This window comes from Chryseolinea serpens (genome assembly GCF_900129725.1).
Taxonomy (GTDB): Bacteria; Bacteroidota; Bacteroidia; order Cytophagales; family Cyclobacteriaceae; genus Chryseolinea; species Chryseolinea serpens.
The window spans coordinates 594,564-612,533 of record NZ_FQWQ01000003.1 but is presented as its reverse complement, the minus strand read 5'-3'; the positions used below and the strand labels follow the sequence as shown (position 1 = coordinate 612,533).

Annotated in this window: 15 protein-coding genes and 1 pseudogene; 11 read left to right on the top strand and 5 right to left on the bottom strand. The window is 50.1% G+C overall.

The features are described 5' to 3' along the window. The first annotated feature begins 8 nt into the window (after window positions 1-8). The 3 genes from BUB30_RS22365 (at window position 9) to BUB30_RS22355 (ending at window position 5,945) form a co-directional block, all read left to right on the top strand. Window positions 9-4,577: a translocation/assembly module TamB domain-containing protein gene (locus BUB30_RS22365; protein WP_073138371.1), complete on the top strand. Its 4,569-nt coding sequence runs from the start codon at window positions 9-11 to the stop codon at window positions 4,575-4,577. Next, a complete protein-coding gene (locus BUB30_RS22360; protein WP_073138369.1) occupies window positions 4,564-5,442 on the top strand; it encodes a DUF2279 domain-containing protein in 879 nt (292 codons plus the stop codon). The genes BUB30_RS22365 and BUB30_RS22360 overlap by 14 nt, the downstream gene beginning before the upstream one ends. 104 nt (window positions 5,443-5,546) lie before the next feature. After that, window positions 5,547-5,945, top strand: coding sequence for a type III secretion system chaperone family protein (locus BUB30_RS22355; RefSeq protein WP_073138367.1), 399 nt, complete (start codon window positions 5,547-5,549; stop codon window positions 5,943-5,945). Window positions 5,946-6,218: 273 nt separating this feature from the next. Here the strand turns inward: BUB30_RS22355 and BUB30_RS22350 are convergent, their stop codons facing one another. Further along, the gene (locus BUB30_RS22350; protein ID WP_221408778.1) at window positions 6,219-9,953 is read right to left on the bottom strand and encodes a beta-propeller fold lactonase family protein; all 3,735 of its coding nucleotides are present in this window, start codon (window positions 9,951-9,953) and stop codon (window positions 6,219-6,221) included. Between the two features lie 500 nt (window positions 9,954-10,453). On the opposite strand from BUB30_RS22350, the gene BUB30_RS22345 reads away from it, so the two are divergent. Further along, window positions 10,454-10,840 carry a DUF4878 domain-containing protein gene (locus BUB30_RS22345; RefSeq protein WP_073138363.1) on the top strand — a complete coding sequence of 129 codons (387 nt, stop codon included), beginning with the start codon at window positions 10,454-10,456 and terminating at the stop codon, window positions 10,838-10,840. A 127-nt stretch (window positions 10,841-10,967) separates the two neighbouring features. Here the strand turns inward: BUB30_RS22345 and BUB30_RS22340 are convergent, their stop codons facing one another. After that, window positions 10,968-11,783: an SDR family oxidoreductase gene (locus BUB30_RS22340; protein ID WP_073138361.1), complete on the bottom strand. Its 816-nt coding sequence runs from the start codon at window positions 11,781-11,783 to the stop codon at window positions 10,968-10,970. Between the two features lie 233 nt (window positions 11,784-12,016). Between BUB30_RS22340 and BUB30_RS22335 the strand changes: the two genes are divergently transcribed. Further along, window positions 12,017-12,592, top strand: coding sequence for a YceI family protein (locus BUB30_RS22335; protein WP_073138359.1), 576 nt, complete (start codon window positions 12,017-12,019; stop codon window positions 12,590-12,592). A 108-nt stretch (window positions 12,593-12,700) separates the two neighbouring features. Here BUB30_RS22335 and BUB30_RS22330 read toward each other — a convergent pair whose 3' ends face one another. Both BUB30_RS22330 and BUB30_RS22325 read right to left on the bottom strand, forming a co-directional pair. Continuing rightward, window positions 12,701-13,261: a cupin domain-containing protein gene (locus BUB30_RS22330; protein WP_073138357.1), complete on the bottom strand. Its 561-nt coding sequence runs from the start codon at window positions 13,259-13,261 to the stop codon at window positions 12,701-12,703. After that, window positions 13,258-13,737: an anthrone oxygenase family protein gene (locus BUB30_RS22325; protein WP_073138355.1), complete on the bottom strand. Its 480-nt coding sequence runs from the start codon at window positions 13,735-13,737 to the stop codon at window positions 13,258-13,260. Before BUB30_RS22325 ends, BUB30_RS22330 begins: the two co-directional genes overlap by 4 nt. Window positions 13,738-13,824: 87 nt before the next feature. Here BUB30_RS22325 and BUB30_RS22320 point away from each other — a divergent pair, with 87 nt between their 5' ends. Further along, window positions 13,825-14,445 carry a TetR/AcrR family transcriptional regulator gene (locus BUB30_RS22320; protein WP_084138313.1) on the top strand — a complete coding sequence of 207 codons (621 nt, stop codon included), beginning with the start codon at window positions 13,825-13,827 and terminating at the stop codon, window positions 14,443-14,445. Between the two features lie 156 nt (window positions 14,446-14,601). Here BUB30_RS22320 and BUB30_RS22315 read toward each other — a convergent pair whose 3' ends face one another. Then, window positions 14,602-15,780, bottom strand: coding sequence for a tetratricopeptide repeat protein (locus tag BUB30_RS22315; protein WP_073138353.1), 1,179 nt, complete (start codon window positions 15,778-15,780; stop codon window positions 14,602-14,604). A 219-nt stretch (window positions 15,781-15,999) separates the two neighbouring features. Between BUB30_RS22315 and BUB30_RS22310 the strand changes: the two genes are divergently transcribed. The 5 genes and pseudogenes from BUB30_RS22310 to BUB30_RS35485 all read left to right on the top strand — a co-directional run bounded on the left by BUB30_RS22310 (window position 16,000) and on the right by BUB30_RS35485 (window position 17,883). Next, on the top strand, window positions 16,000-16,344 hold the full coding sequence (locus BUB30_RS22310; protein WP_143165039.1) for a hypothetical protein: 345 nt from the start codon (window positions 16,000-16,002) through the stop codon (window positions 16,342-16,344). An 86-nt stretch (window positions 16,345-16,430) separates the two neighbouring features. Continuing rightward, window positions 16,431-16,769, top strand: coding sequence for a hypothetical protein (locus BUB30_RS22305; protein WP_073138349.1), 339 nt, complete (start codon window positions 16,431-16,433; stop codon window positions 16,767-16,769). Between the two features lie 7 nt (window positions 16,770-16,776). Next, window positions 16,777-17,208, top strand: coding sequence for a DUF2231 domain-containing protein (locus tag BUB30_RS22300; RefSeq protein ID WP_073138347.1), 432 nt, complete (start codon window positions 16,777-16,779; stop codon window positions 17,206-17,208). A gap of 94 nt (window positions 17,209-17,302) precedes the next feature. Continuing rightward, window positions 17,303-17,392, top strand: a pseudogene (locus tag BUB30_RS35670) (sigma-70 family RNA polymerase sigma factor); the annotation flags it as partial. A gap of 74 nt (window positions 17,393-17,466) precedes the next feature. Continuing rightward, window positions 17,467-17,883 carry a sigma-70 family RNA polymerase sigma factor gene (locus BUB30_RS35485; RefSeq protein ID WP_245804151.1) on the top strand — a complete coding sequence of 139 codons (417 nt, stop codon included), beginning with the start codon at window positions 17,467-17,469 and terminating at the stop codon, window positions 17,881-17,883. The last annotated feature ends 87 nt before the right edge of the window (window positions 17,884-17,970 follow it).

Below are 17,970 nucleotides of genomic sequence, written 5' to 3'. Positions count from 1 at the left end.
GTTGACAAATGAACTTGCAAGGTATCAAAAATAGGGTTAAGAAAATACTGGCCTACACCGTCACGGCCATCCTTTTCTTTGTCATCTCCTCCTTCCTGATCCTGCAAATGCCGCCCGTTCAAAACTATCTCATCGGGCGGTTCCTGGCCGACTTCACCAAGATGACCGGGTTCAAGACCACCATCGAGAACTTCCACATGCTGTGGTTCGACCGGCTGGAACTGGAAAACGTGTCGGTCTACGACCCGGCCGGCAACAAAATGATCGGCGCCAAGCAGATCCTCATCAACTTCAAACTGAGCCAGCTCATTGAAAAGAAGAACGTCAACATCGACGGCATCTACCTGGACAGCGCGCACGTATACCTCACCAAAATAAACGAGTCCGACACCTCGCGCGACCTGAACATCAACGTGTTCATCGCCAACATCAACGCCCACTATGCGGGCAGTGGCGGCTCCGGCAAGTCGCCCAAGATCAACATCGGCGAAGCGTTTGTGAATGCCAGCCAGTTCACCTACGTGAACCAGGACCGCGACAGCATCAAATACGGATTCGACTACAACCACTTCTCCCTCGGGGTGGATGAAGGTCAGCTGGATGGCTTTTTTATTTTGGGCGACACCACAGAATTCAAGCTCCAGACCCTCATTGCCCAGGACCTGGAAAGCAAGTTTACGGTGAAGCAGATCTCGACCTACTTCCGGATCTGTCAAACGTCGATGGAGTTTTTAAACCTGAATTTGCAAACCGGCCGAAGTACCGTGTCCGACACGGTGATCTTCTCCTATAAGCAACTGCGAGACCTGAACGACGTCATCGAAAAGCCAAAGGTCCACGCCAGGCTGAACAACACGCTCATCGATCCCCGGGACCTTTCCCTGTTTATGCCGGGGGTGGAAAAGATCGAACAACCCTTCCGGCTCGACGGCGTCTTTAACGGGCGCATCAACAAATTCAAATTCACCGACATGAAGGTGGACATCGGCAAGTCGCACCTGGCCGGGTCGCTGGATATGGATGGACTGCCCAACATCATGGAAACGTTCATGATCGTGAACCTGAAAAATTCCGTGGTGGATCCACACGATCTCGCCTTTCTCTTTAACGACAATACGTACAACCGCATTCTTCCCCTGGGAAGGCTGGTCATGGATGGACAATTTCTGGGTTATCCCAACGACTTTGTGGCCAAGGGGCAATTCTCCAGCCGCCTGGGCGACATCACTTCCGACATCAACTTTAAAGTGAACGAAGCCGACATCGACCAGTCGGTCTACAGCGGCCGGCTTTCGCTGGATAAATTCAAGTTGGGTACCTATGTGAACGACACCGTGACCTATCAAACCATCAGCATGAATGGTCAGGTGCGTGGCAAGGGCATGTCGCAACACTCGGCCGATTTCAAACTCGACGGAAAAGTGTACCAGCTCGGGTTCAAAGGCTACAATTACACCAACATCCAGACCAACGCCCGCTTTGCTTCCGAACGCTTTAATGGATTTGTGGAGATCGACGACCCGAACCTGCAGATCCGCGCCCGTGGTTCGGTGGATTTGCGTGAAGGCAAAAATCAAATCAACGTACAGGCAGAGCTCGACACCGCTTACCTCCACAAGCTGAAACTTACCCGCGACAGCATCTTCCTCCACGCCAACTTCGTAGCCGACATCCAGGGCCTTACGCTCGACTCCTTGCGGGGTCAGGCCGACCTCAGCGATTTTCACATTGACTACAACCACGAGTCGCTGCACCTCGACACGATCCACCTCAACGCCCAGCGCGACAAACGCCAACGCTCCCTGCTGATCGAAACCTCGCTGGCCAATGCCAATGTGACGGGTGATTATTATTTCAGCGATCTGTATCGCGATATCCAAACCTTGTCGAAAGAAATTTCACTCAACATCAAAAACAACGACAAGGTGCGGTCGGCCTATTACCGGGCGAAGACCTATAAACCCAAAACCTACCAGGCGAAGATCAACGTAAAACTAAAAGACATCAGACCGCTGGTTCCGTTGTTGCGATTGGACATGGACCTGTCGCGCAACACCGTGATTGAAGGAACCTTCACCAGCGGGTACACCACGATCTTCCAGGCCTATACGCACTTTGATTCATTGAAATATAACGACATGCTGTTCCTGCATTCGGATGTGGACCTCACCGCCTCGAAGATCGCCGACAGCACCAGCATACTGGCCATGACCACCATCAACTCACAGCGCCAGGAGCTGAACAAAAATCTCAAAACCAAGAGTCTGTTGTTTGAAGGCATCTGGAACAAGAGCCACATCGATTTTGGCCTGGACATGGACCAGGAAGGACAGACCAACAACGTGCGACTGAAAGGCACCGTCGACTTTTTGCTGGACAGCACGCGGCTTTCCATGAGCCCTTCGGTGGTGAAGGTGCTGGAGCGCGAGTGGCACTTTGCTCCGAACAACTACGTGATGGTAAAAGACAAAGATTGGGCCTTTCACGACCTGGCGCTGACCAACGAAGAACAATCTGTCGACCTGAATGGGAAATTATCGGAAGACCCGTCCAAACTGCTTTCACTCCGCGTAGACAAGCTCGACCTCTCGCTGCTGAATGCGCTCACCGACAAACAATTTACGGGCGTGATGGACGCCGAGGTGGACATGAGCAACTTCTACCGGAACCCCTCGCTGCAAAACAGCATCAGCATCCATGACCTCACCATCAACAAATTTCTGATCGGCGACATCACCGGCCGCAACCAGTGGGACACGACACAAAACAAGTTCGACATCAACCTGTTTATCGACCGGCTTGACAATCGTATTCTCAACGTTGCCGGCGACTACACGCCCTCGCGCACAAATTCACCTCTCAACATCAAGGCATCGCTGGAGAATGCCAACCTGAAAATTGTGGAGCCCTTCCTGGAAGACATTTTCAGCAACATCGGCGGCACCATCACCGGCGACTTCATGATCACCGGCCATTTGGAGGCGCCACAGATCGAGGGCGAAGGCACGATGCACGACGGGCAGATCATGATCAACTACCTGAAGACCCTCTATGCCATGTCGGGACACATCGGGTTGACCCCCACGTCGATCTATTTCAAGGACATCGAGCTGACGGACGCGTTCAAAAACAAAAGCAAACTGAATGGCGCCATTAAACACCACGACTTCAACAGCATGTCGATCGATCTGGATGGGACGTTCAAAAACTTCCAGGTGCTCAACACCACGGCCAAGGACAACAGCTTGTTCTACGGCCAGGCCTATGCCACGGGTGACATCAATTTCACCGGGCCGCTATCGAATTTGAAGATCACCTCCTCGGCGCGCACCGAAAAGAACACGAAGACCTATATCCCCATCGGCGGGGCCTCGTCGACTGACCAGAAAGAGTTTATCAACTTTGTAAACTTCACCGACACCACGTTCATCAAAACGATCGAGAAACATGTGAGCAAGAAAGTGAACCTCACGGGCCTCACCTTTGACCTGAACCTGGACGTGACGCCGGATGCCTATTGCGAGATCATCTTCGACATGAAAGCGGGCGATATTATCCGCGGCCGCGGCAAAGGCGATCTGCACATGCAAATGGACACGAAAGGTGATTTCAACATGTACGGCCCCTTCGAGTTCACGGAAGGCTGGTATAACTTCACGCTCTACGACATCATCAACAAAGAATTCGATATCCAGAAGGGCAGCCGCATCACGTGGTTTGGCGATCCTTACCAGGCCATCATGGACATCAACGCATCGTATAACCAATTGGCCTCTTTGTTGCCGATCGTGAACGATCCCGCAACCGCCAACGCACCACAGTTGAAAAGAAAATATCCCGTGCAGGTGTTGCTGGCGCTGACCGGCCCCATGCTGTCGCCCCTGATCAACTTCGACATTGTGGCCAAAGACCTGCCCACGAACGTGACGACCGAGAGCGGGTCGGTGAACCTGCAACTCGCGTTCACAGCCTTCAAGAACAAGCTCGACGAACAAGAATTGAAGCGCCAGGTGTTTAGCCTCATCGTGTTGCGCCGCTTCTCGCCACCGGATGCGTTCAACACCAGCGGCACCGTGGTGAGCAGCTTGAGCGAATTGCTCTCGAACCAGCTCAGCTACTGGATGAGCCAGGTGGACGAAAATCTTCAGATCGACGTGGACATTGCCTCGATGGACCAGGAGTCGTTCAACACCTTCCAACTTCGCTTTTCCTACACCTTCATGCACGGCCGGCTGCGGGTCACGGGCGACGGCACGTTCAACAACACCAGCGGCCAGACCACAGCAGGCACTCAACCCAATCCATCTACTGTGGCGGGTGACTGGACCGTTGATTACAAACTGACGGCCGATGGCAAGCTGCGCGTAAAGATGTACAGCCGCACCAACGTGAACCCTATCCTCGCGTCTGTGAACACCCAAACCGCGATGACCACCGGCGCCAGCCTCATCCATACCCAAAGCTTTGATGAACTGCGCGACTTGTTCCGCTCTTCGCGCAACCGCAAGAAAAAAGACAAGGAAGAGGCCGCCGCCCTGAACAAGGACGCCCTAAAACCCGAAGATGGTACGGAATAGTATAACTCTCTTCGTGCTGCTCTTCCTCTTCACCCTGTCTCAGGCCCAGGTGGCCGACTCTACGCAGGTAAACAAAAAAAGACTTCGCACGTTTGTGATCGGCTCCACCGTAGGCTACAGCATCACTCTGGCAGGGCTGAATGAACTATGGTACAAAGACGCCGGCCACCAATCGTTCCGATTCTTTAACGACGACGACGAATGGAAACAGGTGGATAAGACAGGCCATTTCCTTTCGGCCTTCTATCTCAGCTATGGCACTTCACGCGCGCTGCAATGGTGCAATGTGAAACCAAAGAAGTCGGACTTGGTTGGTGCCCTCGTGGGCTTTGGCGTGATGGTGCCCATCGAGATCTTTGACGGCTTTTCGCAAGCCTATGGCGCCTCCGCAGGCGACCTGGTGGCCGACGCTGCCGGTGCCGCCTTCTACCTGGGCCAGGCCCGCCTTTGGAAAGAACCCCGCATCTTTCCCAAGTTCTCCTTCCACCGCACCGACTACGCCCCGCTTCGCCCCAACACGCTGGGCGACGGCATGCCCGGCGAGATCTTCAAAGACTATAACGGCCAAACCTACTGGCTTTCGGTGGACATGGACAAATTCATGCGCTTTCCACGCTGGCTCAACATCGTGGTGGGTCATGGCGCCGAAGGCATGGTGTATGCACGGGTGAATGAGAACCTCGCCGCCGGCTACCCCGCCCCCTACCGCCAGTTCTACATTGGGTTGGACTTTGACCTCCGGGCGATCAAGTCGCGCTCCAAAGTGCTCAATACCCTAATTTTCGTTGCCAATATGATCAAGTTGCCAGCCCCCACATTCGAGTTCTCCTCCAAGGGTACCCGTTTTCATGCCTTCTATTTCTAAGGAACCGCAGTGTTACCGTAAAGCGTGGTAAATTTAATGTTGTCGCGTGTTCAGGATGCGCTTCAATTTTCCTATCTTCCTAGGCACTTAAATTACAGAGCCAAATGAACATCATGAACTACGTTCAGCAATACGCTGAACAGATCGGCGGTCAGTTCACAGACTACGATCATTCGAAATCCGTAGTAGTTGTTCCCCTCAATGGCAGCCGCTACCAGACCGTGCTGGCCATCACCCAGACCAGCGCTGTTTCCGGTCGCGACCAAGCTGTTTTCACGTCTAAGGTTTGCGAGTTTGCGCCCAACATCGATTTGAAAAATTTGCTGGAGCAGAACGCCAATTTCGACTTCAGCAAGTTTGTGCTGGAGGAAGGTTATTTGAAAGTGGAGGCGTCTTGCCTCGCGGCCAGCGTGTCGCAAGAACAGATCAAGGAAATGATCCAGGAAGTGGCGCAGTTGGCGGATCATTATGAATTTAAATTAACGGGGAAAGATATTCACTGATTCTACGCTCTTCAAAGCATTTCTTTCTGGGTCGCACAAGTGTGCAGGGGCTATGGCACCAGTGAAAACCTTTGGTAAGGTCATTGGCATGCTTGTTTTTGTCAGCTTGGACACTGACGATGGTATGCGCATGAGAACGATGTTCCTGTTGAACAATTCTAACCCGTCTCGAATCAAATCGCGCTGCCGTCAATTCGCATGCGCCGATCGATCAGGCCTCATACCGCCAATCTGATCACTGCCACCGGATGGTCACAAAATAACATTCCTACGCTATTGCTTGATGATACTTATCGCCATCGACTTTTTGTTAACCACAATCACACATTCGTAAGAACCCGCAGCAAGATCGCGAACATCGATAAGCTCGCCTGGTTCAATTTTGCCTTGCTTTACCGGCCTTGCGTTCGCATCATAGAAAATATAGCTAGCGGTAACCGCGCCATCCCATTCCAGTTTTAGAAAATCGGATACCGGGTTGGGATACACGGGGAAACGCACGGCGTTGGCCGCTTCTGTCGCCGTAATGATCACACTGACTACATCGCTAAATGGGCTATAGAGGTCGTAGTTGTCATAGGCTTTTACCCAATAAAAGCCTTCCCCTTTTAGTCCATCAACGTCGGTGAATGTCCTGCCCGGGGTGACGCCCAGTAGTACCACGCTCAATGAATCGCTTGTCTTGCTTCTATAGACAGCGTAGCCTTTTATATCAACCTCTTGATTGGCCTGCCATTGTATCGTGCTACTTTTACCACTCGTGCTGACCAACACGCCCGTTGGCTTCGCGGGGGGGTCATTAACAGGCATTCCCGACACTATTGCCGAGAATTGACTTTTATTACCTTGGATATCTACGGCGCGGATCTCATAATAATAGGTTTGTTGATATTCAACCTGTTGATCTTCGACCGTTGTGGTCTTCACGGTTTGATACAATATCGGGTCGCTAAATAAAGCGGTCGTACTCTTGAAAATTTCGTAAGAAGAAATGTCTGATTCGCTATTGGCCTGCCACGTTAGTGTGATGTATTTGTCAGCGGCCGAAAGCCTGAGACCTTTGGGTGCACCCGGAGGCGAATTCACGGGAGAACCGCTGTAGACCTGACTTACAGCACTTTGATGGCCGGCTTTATCCACGGCCTGAAGCCAAAAGTAGTATACGCTACCGTAGTCCACCTGGTCATCGCGAAGTTGGTTAACCGTGGGCGACGAATACAATGTCGCTGTGTTCCAATCCGGGCTCGTGTTTCTATAGACCCGGTACCCGGCCAGGTCAGATTCAACGTTGGCATTCCACGTCAACGAGATGTATTTGTCGGCGGTCTTTAAGTTCACTCCCGATGGCACTGTGGGTGGCCCGTCGATGGCCTTGCCGGAAACCACCAGACTCATCGCGCTTGTCAGTGATCTGGTATCATTCGCTACAACCCAGTAATAGTAAACTTTGTCATAGTCCACGGAAGCGTCCGTATATGTGGTCGACGTTGTCGTGGCCAGCACACTAGACGACGAGGATGAGTTGACCAGGGCACGATATACCGTATAGTTTTTCAAATCATCTTCCGTGTTTGCGGACCAGCTTATTTTTAAAAACTTGTCACCGGCTTGTAAGGCAGCATTTTTGGGGACACCGGGGGGCAGGTCGCTTGGCGTAGCGTTTGCAGGAAGCGAAAATGTACTGGTCGATCCCTCCGCAGTAGCGGTAACCCAATAGTAAGCGGTCGTGTATGGGGGCACCCCCGTATCCACGAAGGTCGAAGCTGCCGTTTGAGCGATCTCTGTGGCCCGGTTCGGTGTCCACGGAGCAGTGGTCAACCGATAGATATGATAGACAGCGCCTGGCGCGGCAATGGGTTCCCAAGACACGGTAACTCGTCTATCGCCGCCTTGGGCGGTCACTTTTTGGGGCGGGGCAGGCGGGAATTTATCTTCGTACGAGTAAACCCAAACGCCCTGTTGCTGGCGACCTGCGTAGACCAGATTCGAATTGGCGGGCAATAGAAATGCCTCCCCTTCCGACACGGATCCTTCCGACCAATGCGATCCCCCTACTTTTTGTTGTGTGCCCACGTAGGCTATCGAGCCATTCGTCATCAATTCGTAGAACGCCGATGTGTGTGCCGAATTTAAGATGAGGTAAGCCCCGGACGGCGTGATGTAACCAGCGCCGAAATCTTCGGCAGTCTTTACACGGCAAATCATGTCTCCAATCTTTCCCGTGGCGGGATCCCAGGTATAGGATTGCAGGTTACCGTCGCCATATCTCGCGTTGGCAAGATAGAGCATCTTACTCTGGTCGCTCAAAAATATATCGAGATAGTCACCAAATCCATAGGTCTGCAAGCTAGTGCTCTCCTGAAACTGAAGCAGCCCGGTGGTGTTGTCGCGTTGGAAAGTTATCAGGTTGTTGTTCCCGTCTCTCTCCGACACCACATATACGTACCGACCGTCGGGCGAAGGTATCATATCATAAGGCAACCAATAGGGCAGCTTGGTGAGGCTACTGGCCGTTAAGGTATTGATCAAAGTAAGATCGCCAGCACTGCTGCAACTGTAGGTGCGTAACGAATTATTCTCGTCGGTAACATAAAGGAACTTGCCATCGCTGCTCGACAATAGGTGGCGCAGCGACTTGACCGACGGTATTTGCGACTGGTATTTGATTGCCCCCGAAGCATCGATGGCAAATACCAAGACTATCCCGCCAGCAACCGCCGCGTTTGTGGTCGCAGCGGCAATCAAAAATTTCTTATCCTGCGTCACCCGCATCTCTTTAATCCCGATGATATTGGTGCCTCCAAAGCTTTCAAATGTGACCCGGTTGATCTCCTCCATCACACCCCCATTCGACAAACCTGACCGGAAAGCCGTTAAGAATTTCGAGTCATTGCCCCACAGACTTGTACCTCCACTGACATAGATCAGTTGGCCGTCGCTGCTCATGACCAGCGATGAAATGTCTGTCAGCCCCCTGTCCAGCGATTGAGTATACCAGAACGCCCCTACCGAATCGAGTTTGTTGTTTGTTTCGGTGAAATATTTCCCTTTCAATTCACCTTCATTCGATCCGAATTCATAAATAAACTTACCGTCATTGCTTAAGTACAAACCGTACGGGCCTTCTTTATAATCTTTTCTATCCAACAGCGTCAGCGAGCCATCCGTGCCTACAGCATAGGAAGTCACGTCGCCGTTACCCGCGGCACAGGCATAAAGACGCGTGCCCGTGGGATTCATTTTCAACGTCCTAATACCCAGGGGACCCAGCGGATTGTATTTGTTTTCGGGAGTAGGATATGTCATTTTACCAAGATAGGTGAGGAATCCGTTTACCGGATTCCTTTCAAAACGAAAAATCCCAGCGGGATCAGCACCCGTAAATAAATACTTTTCATCAGGCGTTACCGCCAAGCCGCCCGTGGGTTGCAGGTTGGGCGTAATCGGTTGTTCTTGCACAACCGTGAGATCACCCGTGCTTTGGTTCCGCAGGTATACGCGCATGTATCGGCCAAGTTGATATACATAGTCTCCATTGTTGCTAATGTATATCCCACCGCCTCCGGTATAAACGTGTGCTGTCTGTGTAAGGGATCCGTCACTCGTGTTGCGTTTGTAGATCTCGGTGTAAGCATCTTTTTGTACGTAGAGAAACTTATCATCGGGACTTATGGTCATGTCCGGGCCCGCGTAGATTTTGGTGGTCAAAGAAATGTTGCTGGAATAAGTAAGCAAGCCCGTAGCAACGTCGCGGGTAAAGATGGACACGTAAGGGCTGCCAACGACCGACGCATAGACAAACCGACCGTCGTTGCTGAAAACGAAATTGCCGATCGAGCTATCCTCACCAAATCCATACATCTCCATATAATGTACGTCCTTCACAACCATGGCGCCCGTCGTGGCGTTGTAGTCAAATATTGTCAAGCCCGTGCCGCTCCCGGTATAGGCAAACTTATTGTCCGGCGATATCCAAAAGCGATCGACATACTCGAAACCCTCTTGCATGCCACGGTTCACATATTTGTACTTAAGAAATTGCGCCAATGAGGGAGGAAAAAAGGTAACCAGTAAAACAAAGGCGAGAAACAGCTTAATTTGCAATTTACCGGCACGCGTTGTGCAACAAAACATCATAGCTTCAGGAAACGAATAAAACCGGGCGAAGAAACGTAAAATATCTGGCAAATTTCACTATCCAGTCCGTTAGCACGGGATGTTGTAAGAAAATATGAGTTTTAGCAAAAAAAACTAAAAGTCAACGTGTTGTATTGCTCAATAGGGGCACTGCTCAACGCCGATGGTTTGCCCCTGTCCCCGCAACCCACGGGCCGGGGTTCAAAAGGTGTTTTTTAAACCCCGTACCAAAGGAAAGCCTCCTCGTGTCGCTCACCTTCTGGCATGGGGCCCAATGACCATGCATCACGTGAATTTGCGTGTTCGCCATATTTTTTAAATGCTTTTTTCTCTGCACAACGGTATCGAAGACAAAACATTTATTTTTGACGATGAGATATTTCCTACAAATACTGACCATCACCACCGCGTTCATCCTGTTCTCGTGCGGGAGTGATTCACCCGAGGGAACCGTGAAACAGTTCTTAAAGAACATCGACAATTTTGAACATGACAAAGCGGAGGCATGCATTACCGAAAATTACCGGGAGTCGCTTGATAACGTCAAAAAAGCCTCGGCCGGCTGGAGCGAAAGCAAAAAGGAGACGTACAAAAAAGTAGCCAAGCCTTACAACATTCTCTTAAAGGAAAAAACCGATTCAACAGCATCTGTTTTTGTCGGCTTGGACACTGACGGCGGTATGCCCATGAGGACGATGTTCTTGTTGAAGAAAAGAAATGGGAGATGGTTGATCGACAAAAGCGAGGAGCAATTCTGAGCAACCTCGAATCACACCCCGTTGTTTTATGCCATCGAAGCGGCTGTAGTATTAGCAACGGAATCCAGGAGCGGGCGCCCGAATCAAATCCTGAATTTAGTTGCTAGTAGCCTATCCGGGTGGGCGGTCATTTGATGAAGAAATTCCGGATCGACTGTATGAATGCCTGATCGCCATGGTTCATCTTGGTATCGATGTAGAATTGAGCATCATTGCCGATTACATAACGTAATTGTGCTTTGCCGTCGGTGGCTGCTGTGTAGATCGTATGGGCAACATCTTCAGCTGTAGCTTTGGAGAGATGTTCGGTTGGCTTCGTGTAGTTTGCAAAAAACGACGCCATCAGCGGGTTGTATTCAGGGATTTCGTTCTTGATCATATCGAGTCCCGCGCGAAAATTGGTGTGGACACCGCCCGGCTCCACGATCTTCACGGCAATGTTGAATTTGAAAAGCTCATGCGAAAGCGACTCGGAAAATCCCTCCACAGCGAACTTTGTGCTGTTGTATAGACTTCCAAAAGGCAATCCCACAACACCACCAAAAGACGACACGTTGATGATGACACCTTCCCCCTGGCTGCGCAAGTGCGGCAACACTTCCTTCGTGACGTCCATCAAACCGAACAGATTGACATCGAATTGCCTCTTGATTTGCTCCCTGGTTGACGACTCGAACACACCCATCAGGCCATAGCCGGCATTGTTCACGACAACGTCGATCCGGCCAACCTTATCGATGGCGGTGCACACGGCCGCCTTGATCGACCCTGCATCCTGGACGTCCAACTTTGTGACCCACACATTCTCCAAGGTTGAAAGTTCCGCCTCCTTTTCCGGTGAGCGCATGGTTGCCACCACGTTCCAGCCATTTCTTTGAAACAACTTCGCGATCTCTCTGCCAAAACCAGAGGAAGCACCCGTAACCAATACTGTCTTTTTCATCGTTTTGTTTTTCGTTGTGATATTAACGATGTAAAAGTCTCAGATTGGCTGGTCATTGATTTATACATTTTCGGGTATCCCTTATACATTTTCATTGAAATGGCCAATTGACGCTTTCCCCATTTGTAGAAATAAAACCCCACCCCCGGCCGACCGCAACAACTCGTATGGAAACAAATACCCATAGAATCACTGTGGCATATTTCTTGGCCTATACAAGGAAATGACACGGTATGAAAACCCTATTGATTATTTGCACCATTTTGTTGCCGCTCTCCGGAGTTGTTGCACAAAATAAATACACGAGCACCAAGGGATTTGTCTCATTCTTCGCAAAAGCGCCAGTGGCCGATGTTGACGCGAAAAACAACAAGGTTAAAGTGGCACTAAATCCTTCCGATGGTGAGGTGACTTTCGACATGGCCATGAAAGATTTCGAGTTTAAGAATGGAAAAATGGGCAGGGATGCCGAGAAGAAATATCTGGAAACGGAAAAATATACGACGGCCGGTTTTAAAGGAAAAATCCTAGGAAAAATCGACTATGACAAACCCGGCTCTTATCCTGTTACAGCAAAAGGCAAACTAAAGATCCACGGCGTCGAAAAGGAAGTCTCCGAAAAGGGAACTGTTGTTGTCGACAAGGAAGGCGTCAAGCTTCTGAGTGATTTCACCGTCGCGCTGGCAGACTACAAAATCGAAACGCCGAAAATATTAGGTCAGAAAATGACGGCGGAAAAAATTCAAGTGAAAATTGATGCCAAGTTGATGAAGGGCGCAAAGGAGGTAGCTTCAAAAAAGAAAGATTAAATAGCCAAAGTCGAGAAGATGAAACGCCGCCTAGTGGATTCCTTGTTGCGAACTTCCTTAGGACAGTATCAACGCGGTAAATAAATAACGCAGCGCGGCTTTTCAAAGTCAACGAACAAGGCTCACCGCTTCCGGTGCGCCATCAAACCGGCGGTGTTTTCCGGCGAGCTTACCCAGCAGCAGTATGATGGGAAATATCACCTTCTTCACCAACGTGGGTATTTCGATGACATCAAATTCGGTTTTGTATTTCGTTTGAAGGAAGGCGCCGTCAAACGCCGAGGGTTCTTTCCCGCCATTGGCTTTTGTGGAGCGGTAGATCTCCGTGAGGAAATACTCCATGTTGTACGCCGGGCTGGCCCATCCCTTGCAGATGAGAACGTCGTCGCCTGCATTCCAAAACCGGTGTGCGACACCGCGCAGGAACGTGACGGTTTCGCCCGGACCGTGAAACGTTGGCTCCTGTCCGGCAACCTGCGCACCAATCCTGCCCTCTACCACCGTGAGGCTTTCATCCTGCAGGTGGTGAACGTGCATCGGAGGGCCCGCACCCGGGTGAACCCGGTTCTCTATTTCCAGCATGCCGCCTTTTTCATTCTCTTTGAGCCGGACGAAAGTGATCTGTTCTCCTGCGCCGTTTTCGATGGTGTGGGGATACGTATATCTCATTGCGCTGATTTTTTTGACGTTGTTATCAGTATCACAAATGCCAGAACCGTGTTGGCCGCACACAGGACGCTTCGAAGCCAATTCATCGTCGACCATTCTTGCCACGCCTGCCGGACGGTATCCACACCGGCTTCTATCGGCGCGACAAAGAGGATCTCATTTCGCGGATAGAAATAACCAAACGTAAACGCATCGGCCAGGACGGCTAGCACCAGCGACCCGAGAGCAATATAACGCGCGTTGCCGGACTTCCAGCAGGCGATCACGGCAATCAGGGCCAGCACCTGGTTGAGGGGGGAAACTACCCTAAAGAAATTGCCTGGGTTGGCAACCGTAAAGTAGTGCCGGGCCGCCACCAGGGAGTTGGGAATGTCTGCGCCCCAATTGGGGGCGTCGACCGTGGAATTGTAGAGATTGACAAAGAGGATCCCGGCCGCCGTTGCTGCCGAGAGTGCCAATAAAATCGAACGAATCATGGTTTTGTATAAGTTTTATATGATATTTGGACAATGACCTAATATACGGAGGCTTTCTCAAAAGGTTAGGACATTGACCAAATTTTTATGGAAAGTAAATCACCTACCGAAAAAAAGATCGTAGAAATGGCGCTGAAGATGTTCAATGCGTCGGGCATTGAATACGTGGGCATGCGCGAACTGGCCGCGGCCTTGAAGATGAGGGTCGGGAACCTCACCTACTATTTCCCTACAAAAGACGACCTGGTGAACCGCCTTTCGCTCGACCTGGCGGAAGAGAACAACCGAACCATCGTTCCCGTGGAGCACGTGACTTTAAAAGCTTTTTTTGATATGCTGCACCAGGTGTTTCGAAACCATATCCGCTACCGCTGCCTCATGCTCAGCTTTGTCCATATAATGGAACGAAACCCCATCGTGGCAAAACGTTATAGCAAGATCCAGTCCACCCGGAACGACACTTGGTCCACCAACATTCAAGCGCTTCAAAAAGGGAAATATATTTCTGCCGATGCCACTGAAGTTAATTTCCTGGTCTCCACCATTGCGCTGATCGCGCGGTTTTGGATCTCGGAGGCGGCTATCTCCTTTAAGCAACAGACCGAGGAGCAGCAAATGGAACACTACAGCAAAATGATCGCTCGCATCTTTCTGCCCTTCGCCACGGCCAAGGGAAAACGCGAGCTTGAAGAGTTGCTGAAGGCATAAGCCGTACACTCGATTCAAAATGTACGCTTGGATATTCCAAAGAAACAACAAAGGCTGCGTTCGCGCAGCTCTTATTATTCTAATCATTTTTCAGCGGAGGATCTGTGTTCCCTCCATCTTGTCTTCCAATTGCGCTGGCTGTTGGAAATGGTATCCTCAGCCTACACCGCCCTGGATTGTCTTATTGATGAGATCGTCAATCGAATGGACTTCGCCGTCAAGTTGTTTTGCTTTTTTAAATAGTTCCAGTGCTTTGGAATATTCGCCCTGGTCGAGATGGTAAATGCCCAGGTTGCGATAGGCATAGGCATTATTCTTGTCGAGCTCGAATGAATGATTTATATCTCCAAGTCCCTCTTCCTTTTTTCCAATCTTGATTTTCGCAAGTCCTCTGTTATTATAGGAATATGCAAGTAATTTATCAACTTCAATCGCCTTATCAAATAGAGGGATAGCTTCTTCAAATCTGCAGAGTATGTTTAAAGTAAATCCCATGTTATTCAACGCAAATTTATTGTCGGGATTCAATTCTAATGACTTTTCGTAAAACGCTAACGCCTCGTCATGCTGGTCGAAACGTGAATAGGAGATGCCTACGTTCGTAAAATCGTCAGAATCCATTTTACCGTAGAGGATGAACTGGTCAGAAATATCTTTCGCTTCTTTATAATTTTTCGCTTGCAGGAAGGAGCTGACGGCCAGCTTGTAGATATGTTCATTCTCGAATCCGTCCGTTAGCAAGGCTTTAAAACCAGTAGCCGCCTCCGCAAATTTCTCCTCGTTGCAAAGTTCGACTGCTCGCTCAAGCGCTTTTGGTATTCTCTTATAATGGAACAGTCGCTTCAATTGAGCGCCGTCGTTGTAGACCAAACTGCCATCATATAGTTTTACGGGAGTGCCACGCGGAATGAGATTTATAAATAAATCAAAGATCGATGAACCCAGAAAGATGATAAGAACGAGTTTGATCGCACCGTGAAGATCATAAGCAAAGGTGAAATAACAAGCTACGGATGCCACTACAACGGATGTCAAAGGCCCTGTTAATGTGTAAATAATTTGTTTGTTTATAGAAATGTGTTTTGCCGATGGAACACAAAGGCCAAGTTTCCACGAAAACGGATTATATTTAAACCAAACATCCAGTAGTCCAACGCTAAAATGCAGGCTCTTGTTTGGGTCACCATAAGAGCCTATGTAAATGGAAACCGATTTTCCGGTCAACAGAATTGCCGGAATGGCATGACCAAGCTCATGAAATAAAACTGTAAAGGGTCTTGTCGCCAGAGCAATCAAAGCAAAGAAAAGCATGGCGACTGCAAAGTATCCCATCATTTGTCAGATGTGTTATTTGAATGGCAAAATACAAAGTAATATTGGGTGCCTCAAAACACGTAGCATAGCACCATTGATGTCTCTCACCTTGAGGGTCCGGCTTTTTGAATAGCCCTTACCCAGAGCGCTAACACCGGCTGACCTTTCCTATAATCTTATTTCATTTAAGAGTATAGATCACTATATTCCTTCTGGATTTAACCTAACCAGACGAAATTTATGCTAGTCGTAGCCCTATTGTTCATCGCCTTTTCTGCCGGCACGGGTTTTACCGTGGCCTATGCTATTTTGACCAAGCGACTCCCCACACCAAAAGTGCCGGTTTTTATGCATGGCGTGATGGCCTCGGTGGGCCTCACGCTGTTTATCGTCTACGCTTTCAACAACGCCGATAATTTCCCGAAAGCAAGCCTGTATTTCTTCCTCATCACGGCCCTCCTGGGGCTGTATCTCTTCCGAAACGATCTCTGGAAAAAGAAACCGGGCCCAGCCCTGATCGTGGTGCTCCACGCCCTTTGTGCCGTCACCGCCGTGGTGCTTTTGATCTTGTTTATTTTCTATTGACGGGCATCTTAAAAAAAAAACGCAGGCTTTTTGTAACCCTTCCCAACGTCGCCCACTCTATTGGTTCGTAACCAAAACTTACGAACATGCTCTATCTTGCCATTGCTTTATTTGCCGTCGCGGCGGTTTTGGGTCTGACCATTCTTGTGAAATGGCTCACCCATAAAAATGCGCCCCGGGGCGTGGTCTATTCTCACGGTCTTGTTGCCGCCACAGGCCTGGTGCTGCTGGCTGTTTTTGCGCTGCAACATCCGGACAACTTTCCCAAAGTCAGCCTCATCCTGTTTGTGATCGCCGCGTTGGGAGGTTTCTATTTGTTCTTCCAGGACACGATAAAGAAATCCAACCCGGTGGCCATCGCCCTGGTTCATGCGCTGCTGGCCGTGAGCGGGTTTGTGGCTTTATTGTTGTTTGCCTTTGCCTGACGCCGGCATGAAGATTTTTGGACACCCGGTGCATGTGATGCTCGTCCATTTTCCTTCGGCGCTTTTCCCCATGGACCTGGTCTGCTCGATCATTGCCTATGCTTATGATATCAACTCGTTTGTCTATGCTTCGTTCTATGCCATGGCCGGCGGCGTTGTCCTGGGAGGTATGGCGATACTGGCGGGCGGCATCGACCTGCTCGGTGTCGCAAAAGACAAACCGCGATTGGTTGTGAAAGTGTTGATCCACGGAAGCATCAACACCACGGTGGTGATTGGCTACAGCGTGATTGCCTTCCTGGCCTACAAAAATTATCCGCAGCTGCTGCCCGATTCGTTGCTGATGATAGCAGGGAAAGGTGCGCTGGTAACGTTTATGATCGTGGGCAATTATTTTGGCGGCAACCTGGTTTTGAAAGAGAAGATCGGTGTCGATTAATGCGTAAATTCACTTCGTGAAAAATCAAACAGAGCAATATACCGACCAGGAAATCATCGAGAAGATCGTGCATGGAGAGGAAGCGATCTATGAGATGCTGATCCGCCGGTACAACGCTTTCCTTTACAAGATCGGCCGTACGTACCGGTATAATCACCAGGATACCGAAGACCTGATGCAGGAAACCTACATCAGCGCCTATATGAACCTGGCCAAATTTGAAAAGCGGTCGTCGTTCAAGACTGGCTCACCCGCATCATGCTCAACCACTGCTTTCAGAAAAAACAAAAGTTCAGTTTCCAAAACGAGATCACCGCCGACACCACCCCACCTGCCACCCCTATGTTTCAACAGCCCGCGAACACCGAAAAAAGTCTTGTCAACAAGGAGCTTGGTCGGGTGTTAGAAAATGCGCTGAGCCGGATCGACGAAGAGTACCGGATCGTTTTCACCCTCCGCACCCTAAACGAACTGAGCGTTGCCGAAACCATGGAAGTCCTCGACCTGTCGGAGAGCAATGTGAAAGTGCGACTGAACCGGGCCAAGAAAATGCTGCGATCGGAGATCGAGAAGATGTATTCGCCCGAGGATATTTTTGAGTTCAATCTTGTTTATTGCGATGGCATGGTGTCGCGGGTGATGATGGCGCTAGACCGGCTCCGTCACCCTGAATAGTCTCTCCTATTCAAATCAGCAAAGTCCCCGAGACGGGAGACTATGCAGGCCACCCTTTACTCATTCATCATTCATCATTCATCATGA